The sequence below is a fragment of the Sulfitobacter aquimarinus genome (genome assembly GCF_040149565.1).
Classification (GTDB): domain Bacteria; phylum Pseudomonadota; class Alphaproteobacteria; order Rhodobacterales; family Rhodobacteraceae; genus Sulfitobacter; species Sulfitobacter aquimarinus.
Genome location: NZ_JBEFLO010000011.1, coordinates 82,294 through 92,585, shown reverse-complemented (window position 1 = coordinate 92,585; position 10,292 = coordinate 82,294). Strand labels below are relative to the sequence as shown.

Here is a 10,292-nt window from a genome sequence, read left to right as displayed (position 1 = left end):
CCACGAAAAGCAACAGCTCCATAACACCAATATCATTGCCATTATCGCCGCATACCCTTGACTTTGAACCCAACCCGCGATGTATCTCGGCGCAACAAAGCAAGCCCAGATTTCGGCGCAACTCATATTGCGCTCAACAAAAGTGAGAACAACATGCACGCCTACAGAAGCCAAACTTGCGCCGACCTAAACGCCAGCCATGTTGGCGATAAAATTCGTTTGTCTGGTTGGGTTCACCGGGTACGTGACCACGGCGGCGTCCTGTTTATCGACCTGCGCGATCACTACGGCATAACGCAATTGATCTGTGACCCCGACTCCGCCGCGTTCGCTGACGTCGAAAAGGTCCGCGCTGAATGGTGCATCCGAATTGATGGCGAGGTGAAGGCACGCGATGCGAGCCTGATCAATACCAAGATCCCCACAGGTGAGATTGAAGTCTTTATTCGTGAGATTGAGGTTTTGGGCCGCGTGAATGGGGACCTTCCCCTGCAAGTCTTTGGCGAACAGGAATACCCTGAAGAAACCCGCCTGCGGTATCGCTACCTCGACCTTCGCCGCGAGAAGATGCAGCGCAACATGGTGCTGCGGTCTGATGTTGTGACCTCCATCCGCAAGCGGATGTGGGATCAGTCGTTCAAGGAATTCCAGACCCCGATCATCACGGCCTCCAGCCCTGAAGGTGCGCGTGACTTCCTTGTGCCATCGCGTCTGCACCCCGGGAAATTCTATGCATTGCCGCAGGCGCCACAGCAGTTCAAGCAACTGTTGATGGTCTCGGGCTTTGACAAATACTTCCAGATCGCACCTTGTTTCCGCGATGAAGACCCGCGTGCAGACCGTTCTCCTACAGACTTTTACCAGCTTGACCTCGAGATGTCGTTTGTTGAGCAGCAGGACGTTTTCGACACGATCCAGCCTGTTCTGACCGGTATCTTTGAAGAGTTCGGCGGCGGGAAGGCCGTGGATCAGGACTGGCCTCAGATTTCGTATAAGGATGCGGCCCTCTGGTACGGCTCGGATAAACCCGACTTGCGCAACCCGATCAAGATGCAAGTCGTGTCAGAGCATTTCGCTGGCTCGGGCTTCGCGATCTTTGCAAAACTGCTGGAGCAGGAAGGCACGCAAATCCGCGCCATCCCAGCGCCAAAAGGCGGCAGCCGCAAATTCTGTGACCGCATGAATGCCTTTGCCCAAAAAGAAGGTCTGCCCGGTATGGGATATATCTTCTGGCGCGATCAGGGCGAAGGGATGGAGGCCGCGGGCCCTCTGGCAAAGAACATCGGGCCAGAGCGGACCGAAGCAATTCGCCAGCAGCTTGGTCTGGGCGTGGGCGACGCCGCCTTCTTCCTTGGTGGCAAGCCAAAAGCGTTCGAAGCAGTGGCTGGCCGTGCCCGTAACGTGATCGGGGAAGAGCTGGGCCTCACCGATATGGACCGCTTTGCCTTTGCGTGGATCGTGGATTTCCCGATTTATGAAAAAGACGAAGAAACGGGCAAGATCGATTTCGAACATAACCCCTTCTCAATGCCCCAGGGCGGGATGGACGCGCTGAACGGCGACCCGCTTGATGTTCTGGGCTATCAATATGATCTGGCGTGTAACGGTTACGAGCTTGTGTCCGGTGCGATCCGGAACCACCGCCCTGAAATCATGTTTAAAGCGTTCGAGATTGCGGGTTACGGCGAAGACGAAGTGCGCAAGCGGTTCGGTGGCATGGTGAATGCGTTCCAATACGGCGCGCCTCCGCACGGCGGCTGTGCTGCTGGTATCGACCGCATCGTGATGCTGCTGGCAGAAGAAAGCAACATCCGCGAAGTTATCCTTTTCCCAATGAACCAGCGCGCCGAAGATCTGATGATGAACGCGCCGAACGACCCCATGCCCGACCAGCTGATGGAGCTGGGCCTGCGGGTGATTCCACAGGACTAAGTCAAAGGCGCTGTGAGAAATCACGGCGCCTTATTCGTTCTGGATGAACGGACGCTCAGTCGCGAGGAACTCTCCTACGTTGCTGCCCATTTCGGTCGTCCCATTGGCGATGTTAACAGCTGCCGAGATGCCCAGCCCGACAACAGCCGCCGTCAGGACAACCCAATCCACGGTAACCGCACCCGATGTCCCCCGAATATACCGGCTGAAAAACTGTCTCATACACACGCTCCTATTTATCTTCGCAGGGGCAAGTTTAGTGCCGAAATAAGGCACGATTGGGAGGGGCGCGGGCAGTAGTATCTTCAATTTGATGCACTTACAGTGGCTTAATCGGGGCTTGGCCTGTAGCGTCTGGCACCCTATCAATGATTTATGAATACACATGCCCCCTCCGCAGCGCAGCTTGGCGCAATTGTCGAAAACTGGACGCCGCCCGCTGTGCCCTCATGGACTACGCTTGAGGGACGATATGTCCGGCTAGAGCGTTTGGATGCCGAAGCACATGCCGCGTTACTGTTTCGGTCTTTTGCGGATCACGATCATGTTTGGGACTACCTGCCCTATGGTCCGTTTTCCTCTGCATCGCAGTACCATCGCTGGGTCCGCGACCATGCAAAGTTGGACGACCCACGGTTTTACGCCATTCAGAACTTGGAAACGGGACAGTGGGAAGGCGTGGCCAGCTACTTGCGGATCGCCCCTGATGCTGGCTCGATCGAGGTGGGGCACATCAACTTCAGCCCTGCGTTACAGCAAACCCGCGCAGCGACAGAGGCGATGTATCACATGATGGCGCAGGTTTTCGAGGCGGGCTACCGGCGGTATGAATGGAAGTGTAACGCGCTGAACCTTGGGTCACGCCGCGCCGCGCAGCGGTTCGGGTTCAGCTATGAGGGTGTTTTCCGTCAGGCGATGGTCACCAAGGGGCGCAACCGCGATACCGCATGGTTCGCTGCGATTGACGCGGAATGGCCCGCGTTAAAAGAAGCCTATGCCGCATGGTTGGACCCTGCGAATTTTGATGCAGAGGGACGGCAGCGCGAAAGCCTGTCGGATATGACGCGCCTTGTGCGTGCAGCTGATGATCCTTTGGTCGTGAAACCCCGCTAAATCGCGACCCGTGTGACCAGACGTTCCTGAATAAGCCCTGCAATCTGTGCGGTTTCGGAAGACGCGGTCAGCCCCGCCGCACGGCGACCCGCAAGCGCCCGCGCCGCAGTTTCCATCCGTGTGTCCGCAAAAGAGCGCGCCACCCCCTCCAGAAACTGTGCGATGTAATCAAGCGCCTGATCGCTAGGAGAATCGTCCAAAAGCTCGGCCGCGTAGGTTATATCGTCATGATAGGCCAGCTCGTCCGGTGAGACATGTTCATCCACAACGCTGCGCAATCCTGGGGGTTGGCGATCGGCGGGCAGGGTGGCCAGTATCATTTGCTGGAACACCGCCAGTGACGTGATCGGCTTTTGCAGGAACCCTTCGGCGCCAGCCGCCATTGCCTCTGCCTCCAACATGTCATCCCCCGAAGTGGCAAGTACGACACTGCGCTCTGTCTCGACGGCGGCGAGTTCGGCAATCAGGTCAGCCCCGTTGCCGTCAGGCAGCCCGAGGTCCACGACCACAACAGAAGGGCGATAGACCTGAAGGTGGCGGCGGGCAGAGCGGATACAATCGGCGCGCCTGATCCGTGCGCCGGAGCGCAGGCACAAAAGGCGCATCGCTTCACAGGCGTAGCGGCTGTCTTCGACGACAAGAACGGTTAGGCCCAGCAGGGGGCGTGCGGCGGTTGGGGCCGGATAATTGGCCGCAAAAGGGTCATTGGTATCCATGTTGCTCTCCGATTCTATCCCTATAACCTATCGTTACGCAGGCATCCCTAATGGGGCGTTAACGCGCCGCATTGCGCGCTGCGCATTTGCAGCGCATAAGGTCACAAACCACATGTAGGAGAGACCGATGATAGGCCGTTTGAACCATGTAGCGATTGCCGTGCCGGACCTAGAGGCCGCAGCCGACCAATACCGCAATGCCCTTGGTGCCAATGTAGGTGCGCCGCAGGACGAACCTGATCACGGCGTCACGGTCATCTTTATCGAACTGCCCAACACCAAGATCGAGCTTTTGTACCCGCTGGGCGAAGGCTCTCCGATCCAGGGGTTCCTTGATAAAAACCCCGCAGGCGGCATCCACCACATCTGTTACGAGGTCGACGACATCATCGCCGCCCGCGACCACCTGAAATCAACCGGCGCGCGTGTGCTGGGCAATGGTGAGCCAAAGATCGGCGCGCATGGCAAGCCTGTGATCTTCCTGCACCCCAAAGATTTCAACGGCGCACTGGTCGAGCTGGAGCAGGTCTGAGCCATGGGGATCGTCTCTGCCATTGTTCTGTATGCCGTTGTCTGGTTCATGCTGTTCCTGATTATACTGCCAATTCGTGTGCAAACACAGGGTGATCTGAAGGACGTGGTTCCGGGCACGCATGCAGGCGCGCCCGAACATCACCACCTCAAGAAAAAGGCGCTGTGGTGCACGTTGATCTCTTTCGTGATCTGGGGCGCGTTCGTGGCGATCATCCTGTCGGGTGTGATCAGCGTGGATAATCTGGAGGACTGGTGGGGCCGCGGGGCCCCTGCGGCAACATCTGGAACAGATGGGTAAACGTCGCCGCCCCCAACACAGGGATTACAAGGTTTAGCAGGGGCACAGACAGCGGGATCGCCATCAGAATACCACCTGCCCAGATGGTCATAAAATGCTTGCGGCGTAGCTGTTTGGCGCGTTTGCGCCCGACACGGCGCATGGCGGCGAGGGTATAGTATTCACGCCCCAACAGCATGCCGTTCACAGCCCAGAAGATGAAAATCGCCACAGGTGCAAAAAGCGCATAGAGAACCAGCGCCAGCAGGTTCACCCCGATCACCAGCCCGAGAAACCCCAACGTGTCGCGGAAGGCTTCTGACAGGGGCGTGCGGGGCTGCTGCGGGATATGCGGGTAGTGCACGGCCTCAACCGCGTCTGCGACATCGTCCAGAAAGAACGAGGTGATCGCACTGGCCACAGGCACCATCAGAAACACCGACAGCCCCATCACCACCACAACAGCGCCCCAGCTGAACACCGTATCAAGCCACTGGACCTCGCCCACAAAAGGGATGGTCATGCTGTCGCCGACCAAGGCCGCAGCGCCAGCTGACAAGAGCCATGCGAACCCCACCAGAAGCGCCAGCGCACCACCAATGCCCAACAACAGCACACGGCGAAAGCGCGGGTCGCTCAGCTGCCCCAGCGCAAGGCTGAATGCTTTGATAATCATGTCTACAGCCACGTGGTGATTGCCTCCAAATCGGGGCGGGGCCGTTCTGGCGGGGCGGATTTTTCGGTGCCGATGTGGATGATGCCCGCGATACGTTCATGCGGGGCAAGGGCAAAGCCTTGCTCCATAAACATACGGTCATGGCTGGCCCAGCCACTGAGCCAGTTCGCCCCCCAACCTGCGGCAAGCGCTGCGTTGAGCAAGGCCAGACACACAGCACCCGCGCTGTAGGTTTGCTCAAGCGCGGGGATTTTCTGCGACGGTTTTTGGACCTCGACCACGACCACGGCCAGATGGCCCTGATCAAACTGGGCACGCCCCTTTGCGATCTGCTCGGGCGCAAGCTCCAGCGCCTCTCCGCGTGTTTGCGCCAGCTCGGCCAGCGGCGCCATCGCGGCACGGTCCACGACGATAAACCGCCACGGCTCCAGCTTGCCGTGATCCGGCGTGCGGGCCGCGGCGCGCAGCAGCTCTGTCAGGGCCTCACGGTCCGGCACAGGCGCGTCCAGCGTTTTGGCAGGGCGCGAACGGCGGGTTTGCAGGAACTCAAGTGCCTGCGGGTTCGGTGTCGGCATAGTCTATATCCCCAGCTCTGTGGCCATATCGTCGATCAATTGCTTCTGGAACGCCAACATGCGCGCGTTGGGCTGGCGCGCTTTCAGGTTCCGTTCCAGCGGGTCGGGCGCGTGCACGCTGCTCTCGCTCATCGCCTCCAGCACGGCATGGCCGCAAAAGGGGACGTAGACCTCGGAATAGCCGCCTTCGTGTACGACTACCAGCTTGCCGTCACAGACATCCTCGGCCGTGGCTTTCATCCGCTCGGTCATGGCGCGGAACGTCGCCGCCATCGCCTGCATCGAGGCCAGCGGGTCAGGGGCCGCGCAATCATAGCCGCAGGCGACAATAATCAGGTCGGGCGCAAAGGCGGTGATCTGCGGGATTACCACATGGTCGATGGCATGCAGATACCCCTCATGGCCCAGCCCCGCAGGCAGCGGCAGGTTCAGGTTGAAGCCTTCGCCTGCTCCCGCGCCACGCTCCGCCAGATGACCGCTATCAAGCGGGTAGTTCCCCTCTTGATGCAGCGAGATGGTCAGCACATCGTCACGGTCGTAGAAGCACGCCTGCGATCCGTTGCCGTGATGCACGTCCCAATCCAGGATCACGATGCGCTTGGCGCGGCCCTCGGCCAAGGCCGCCTCGACAGCGATAGCGATATTGGCCAGCAGGCAAAATCCCATCGGTTTGTCTGGCTCACAATGATGCCCCGGCGGTCGCGAGAGAGAATAGGCATTGGTCAGATCGCCGCGCAGCACATCGCGCACCGCTTGTGTCGCCAGACCCGCCGACAGCGTGGCAATCTCATACCCGCCGCTGGCAAAGGGGGCGTGGTGCCCCAACTCGCCGCCGCCCGTATCGGAGGTTGCCTTGAACTGGTCCAGATAGGCGGCGGGATGGATGCGCAGCAACTCTTCGCGACTGGCGGGGGCGGCGCTGCGCATGTCCAGCTCGGCCGACAGGCCCGTCACGTCAATCAGGTTCTTGAAGCGGCGCTTTGTCTCGGGGCTTTCGGGCAGGCCGCCTGCGGCCAGCGGCTGCACCAAGCCGCCCAAGGGCAGCGTCATGGCATAGTTGCCCCCTGCGTGCCAAAATGTCTTTTCATCCCAGAAAAATCCCGTTGCCATCGTGGCCTCCTTTAGCTGCGGGCAGGGTGGCAAAGCGGGCGGGGATTGTCCAACGCTATCCCTGCATCGCACATGCCGCTGTTCCGCTTACTCGGCTTTGCAGGATGCCTTGTGGCTCGCAGCCATCGGTTCCCTTCGGGCGCTTTGTCTTACAAGACCTCAATGGCAGACAGCACATCGGCAGTCGCACCCAGAATGGTGATCGACAAGGTGTTGTCGGCGCCTGTGTCCGCATCCGCGTAGGTGATGCTCAGCTGATTACCCGACAACACGGCAGAGCTTGCATCAAATGTTGCCCCACCCGCATTGTAGAACAGCAAGCTATCCGACAGGCTGGCGTCGAAATCTGTAATTGTCACGTCCGTCGATGTGCGCGTGAACTCAAACACATCCGCGCCAAAGCCGCCCGTCAGGACATCGGTACCCGTCCCGCCGAACAGCGTGTCATTGCCGCGCCCACCCAATATCGTCTCATCCGCGTCAGAGCCCCAGATGATGTCGAACCCTTCACCTGCGTCAATCTCGATCTGTTGATCCGCCAGCGAATAGTCGGGGCTGGTCAGATCAATCAAGTCATCCCCGAAAGACGCGGATACAATCCGCTCAATTCCGTCAAAACGTGTGGTGCTGCCCCGCCCGAAGCTGTCCAATCGCAGGACCGTCCCCTGATAAAACTCCGAGAACGCGTCGTGCAGGAAAAAAGCGACCCCGTCTTCGTCCTCCAGCCGGATCGTATCAAAACCGCCACCGCCCAGCGTCACGTCCTCGACCCGCAGATAGGGATCAAGGCTGACTTGGGCCTGCGTGCCAATCTGTGTCGCACTCGAAACGTTGAAGGCAACCAGATCCTCCTCAAATGCGCCAAAGCCGCGCAGGATCAGCAGGTCATCACCCAGATTGCCGACAACGCGGTCCGCGCCCGCACCCGCATCAATCGTGTCATTGCCTGCATTCCCGTTGAGAATGTCATTCCCCGCCCAGCCGCGCATGTAATCCGCCGTGTTCGTCCCGAACAGAATATCGTCCTGCGGGCCTGTCAGTTGATCATTCCCGGTCAGGATACGCCCCTGAGACGGCGGGGTGCCCGATGTCTGATCGTCGGCTGCGGTGTCATACCACGTTACGGCAATGCGCCCGTCGGGCAGGGCCGCCACATCGGGTCGTTCTTGCGCGTCATCTGGGTTGAAGTCCACGCGCAGAATCGTGCTGGCGGGTGTGCCGTCTGCATGGAAACGCTGGAGCAGAATTTGACCTGCGTCGCTATCGCCTATGGGGTCGGATATCAGCGGGCTGGCCCATACGACGACGAAATCACCGTTGTCAAAGACATCAATACGCGGGTCTGACAGGGGCGGCGACGGGAACAGGTCCAACGTGCTGCTGAGTGTGCCGTCTGCGTTGAATATCCGCACGCCTTCGGTTGATGCCGCGACAAAGCGGCCGTTGGGCAAAGGCTCCAGGTCGATATTGCCACTGCCGCCGGGGAACAGGGTGAACAGCTCACGCTCGGGGGTGAGGGCGACCATGTTCGAGTTGAGGATGATGCCCCTGACGTACATCGTTTCAAAGTCGTCATAGTCCTCGTCAAACCAGCTGGCAACGATGTTGCCATTGGACAGGGTGGTGAGGGTCGGGAAATCCTGTTGGTCGTCGGTTGTGACGTTGATCTGTGTGCGTGCGGTCGCATGGGTGCCATCGGCATTGATGCGCTGGCCAAAGATGCCGTTGCCATCGCCGTCCCCATAAGGCGCCCAACGTTCTGACGCCCACCATGCCACTGCATAGCTGCCATTCGCCAGCGCCGTCACGCTTGGCTCACGGCCATAGCCGTGGAAGGTTTCTGACAGAATATCACCCTGCGGACTAATGACCGCTGTCACGGCGCCATTCGCATCGTATCGGTTGGGCAAACGCCCGTCATAGCTTGCGTGCCATGCCACCACCACGTTGCCATTGCTGAGCAATGTGGCATCGCTGTCGATCTGGCGCCCGCCGTTATCGGGGCTTACCTCAAAGAAGGGAACGCGGGTCGATCCGTCGGCGTTCATAATGCCCGCCACGACTGCATAGCTAGACCCCGAAAACACCGTAGACGTTACCATAACCCCGCCATCATTCAGCGCGGTGATTGTCGTGCGGTCAAGCGATGTGTCATCGGTGTCGAGGTCGGACAGGTCGAAGTCAAAGGTAACGGGCGTGATCATAGCAAGCTGTGCCTTTCCTCAGAGAGTGGGCACCATAATGCCATGCCTTCACGTGTCACGAAAGCAAATTTCCTGACGCAAGTTTAGGCCCGAAAGACGCAAGTGGGCAGGCGTGCCCTCAGCCAACCATCCCGACAATCTCATAGGTCTTTTTCAGGATCGGCGCGGTAATCTCCCGCGCTTGGCCTGCACCCTTTGCCAACAGGCGGTCAATCTCGGCAGGGTCCGCCATCAGCCGCGCCATCTCGCCCGAGATCGGGGCGAGCTTGGAGACGGCGAGCTCTGCCAAAGCGGGTTTGAACGTCCCGAATTGCTGACCGCCGACATCTGCCAAAACCTGCTCGACGGTTTGTTCGCTCAGTCCGGCATAGATGTTCACCAGATTGCGCGCCTCGGGGCGGTCGGCCAGCCCTTCGATCTCGGAGGGGAGGGCGTCGGGGTCGGTCTTGGCCTTGCGGATTTTCTTGGCAATCGTGTCGGCGTCATCGGTCATGTTGATGCGGCTGGCATCCGATGGGTCGGACTTGGACATCTTTTTAGAGCCGTCGCGCAGGCTCATCACGCGTGTGGCGGCGCCCTCGATCACGGGCTCGACCTCGGGGAAGAAGTTTACGCCGTAGTCGTGGTTGAATTTATTTGCGATGTCGCGGGTCAGCTCGAGGTGCTGTTTCTGGTCCTCGCCCACGGGCACGTGGGTTGCGTGGTACACCAGAATGTCGGCGGCCATCAGTGCAGGGTAGGCGAACAGCCCCAGCGACACGGCCTCGGCGTTTTTGCCGGCCTTGTCTTTGAACTGGGTCATACGGCTCATCCAACCCATGCGGGCGACACAGTTAAAGATCCAGCCCAGCTGCGCGTGCTCGGGCACTTGGGACTGGTTAATCAGAATGGATTTTTCAGGAGAGATCCCCGAGGCGATAAAGCCCGCCGCCAATTCACGCGTGTTGTGGCGCAGGGTGGCAGGGTCCAGCAGCTTGGCCGTGATCGCGTGCAGGTCTACCATGCAATAGACGGTTTCAAAGTCGCCCTGATCCTGCATATCCACGAACCGCTTGATCGCGCCCAGATAGTTGCCCAGTGTCAGGCCCCCCGAAGGCTGGATGCCAGAGAAAACGCGGGGGGTGAATGTGGTATCGGTCATGGAATGCTCCGCTT

Annotated in this window: 11 protein-coding genes; 4 read left to right on the top strand and 7 right to left on the bottom strand. The window is 59.5% G+C overall.

Annotation, left to right across the window (positions count from 1 at the left end; all coding sequences use genetic code 11):
• Positions 1-153: 153 nt before the first annotated feature.
• The gene (aspS, locus tag ABMC88_RS16570) at positions 154-1,932 is read left to right on the top strand and encodes an aspartate--tRNA ligase (protein ID WP_349577999.1); all 1,779 of its coding nucleotides are present in this window, start codon (positions 154-156) and stop codon (positions 1,930-1,932) included.
• Positions 1,933-1,962: 30 nt separating this feature from the next.
• Here aspS and ABMC88_RS16565 read toward each other — a convergent pair whose 3' ends face one another.
• Positions 1,963-2,154: a hypothetical protein gene (locus tag ABMC88_RS16565; RefSeq protein WP_349577998.1), complete on the bottom strand. Its 192-nt coding sequence runs from the start codon at positions 2,152-2,154 to the stop codon at positions 1,963-1,965.
• Positions 2,155-2,307: 153 nt separating this feature from the next.
• Between ABMC88_RS16565 and ABMC88_RS16560 the strand changes: the two genes are divergently transcribed.
• Positions 2,308-3,045 (top strand): GNAT family N-acetyltransferase, encoded by a 738-nt coding sequence (locus ABMC88_RS16560; protein ID WP_349577997.1) that lies wholly within the window; start codon positions 2,308-2,310, stop codon positions 3,043-3,045.
• On the opposite strand, the gene ABMC88_RS16555 is transcribed toward ABMC88_RS16560, so the two are convergent.
• A complete protein-coding gene (locus ABMC88_RS16555; protein WP_349577996.1) occupies positions 3,042-3,761 on the bottom strand; it encodes a response regulator in 720 nt (239 codons plus the stop codon). The two genes, ABMC88_RS16560 and ABMC88_RS16555, sit on opposite strands and share 4 nt — an antisense overlap.
• A 127-nt stretch (positions 3,762-3,888) precedes the next feature.
• Between ABMC88_RS16555 and mce the strand changes: the two genes are divergently transcribed.
• Positions 3,889-4,293, top strand: a complete 405-nt coding sequence (gene mce, locus ABMC88_RS16550) for a methylmalonyl-CoA epimerase (RefSeq protein WP_349577995.1) — start codon at positions 3,889-3,891, stop codon at positions 4,291-4,293.
• A gap of 3 nt (positions 4,294-4,296) precedes the next feature.
• The gene (locus tag ABMC88_RS16545) at positions 4,297-4,593 is read left to right on the top strand and encodes a DUF1467 family protein (protein WP_349577994.1); all 297 of its coding nucleotides are present in this window, start codon (positions 4,297-4,299) and stop codon (positions 4,591-4,593) included.
• Here ABMC88_RS16545 and ABMC88_RS16540 read toward each other — a convergent pair.
• From ABMC88_RS16540 to trpS, 5 genes are all read right to left on the bottom strand, one after another.
• The gene (locus ABMC88_RS16540; protein ID WP_349577993.1) at positions 4,523-5,248 is read right to left on the bottom strand and encodes an EI24 domain-containing protein; all 726 of its coding nucleotides are present in this window, start codon (positions 5,246-5,248) and stop codon (positions 4,523-4,525) included. The two genes, ABMC88_RS16545 and ABMC88_RS16540, sit on opposite strands and share 71 nt — an antisense overlap.
• Before the next feature lie 2 nt (positions 5,249-5,250).
• Complete coding sequence (locus ABMC88_RS16535) at positions 5,251-5,823, bottom strand: nitroreductase family protein (RefSeq protein WP_349577992.1); 573 nt, start codon at positions 5,821-5,823, stop codon at positions 5,251-5,253.
• Positions 5,824-5,826: 3 nt separating this feature from the next.
• A complete protein-coding gene (locus ABMC88_RS16530) occupies positions 5,827-6,933 on the bottom strand; it encodes a class II histone deacetylase (RefSeq protein WP_349577991.1) in 1,107 nt (368 codons plus the stop codon).
• 149 nt (positions 6,934-7,082) lie between these two features.
• Positions 7,083-9,137 (bottom strand): calcium-binding protein, encoded by a 2,055-nt coding sequence (locus ABMC88_RS16525; RefSeq protein WP_349577990.1) that lies wholly within the window; start codon positions 9,135-9,137, stop codon positions 7,083-7,085.
• Between the two features lie 118 nt (positions 9,138-9,255).
• On the bottom strand, positions 9,256-10,278 hold the full coding sequence (gene trpS / locus ABMC88_RS16520; protein ID WP_349577989.1) for a tryptophan--tRNA ligase: 1,023 nt from the start codon (positions 10,276-10,278) through the stop codon (positions 9,256-9,258).
• Positions 10,279-10,292 lie beyond the last annotated feature (14 nt).